Here is a 244-nt window from a genome sequence, read left to right as displayed (position 1 = left end):
ATCCTCCCCGACCTAAAGGCCGGGGATTCCCGCCTGCTCCCACCGGATGGGTGAGGGCTTCGGGTGGGTTCCTGCTTCGCTGCGCGGTGCGGGCACGGGCGCCCGTCTTACCCGCGCTCCACAGGCTGAGACCGCCAGTCCGGCGGCCTTGGCGACGTTGACCGCCGCGTTCACGTCCCGGTCCAGGACGGCCCCGCACGCCGAGCACGTCCACACGCGGATGTTCAGCGGCTTGGGGCCGTCC

The 244-nt window shown here is 72.1% G+C and carries 1 protein-coding gene; it reads right to left on the bottom strand.

The window, feature by feature from the left end; translation table 11 throughout:
- Positions 1 to 12: 12 nt before the first annotated feature.
- A partial coding sequence (locus IF47_RS30010) for a zinc ribbon domain-containing protein (RefSeq protein WP_157840083.1) occupies positions 13 to 244 on the bottom strand: 232 nt, incomplete at its 5' end.

Origin of the sequence: Streptomyces megasporus (genome assembly GCF_000718985.1) — a bacterium.
Lineage (GTDB): Bacteria > Actinomycetota > Actinomycetes > Streptomycetales > Streptomycetaceae > Streptomyces > Streptomyces megasporus.
The sequence above is the reverse complement of the archived record's forward strand: the minus strand, read 5'-3'. Positions and strand labels throughout refer to the sequence as shown.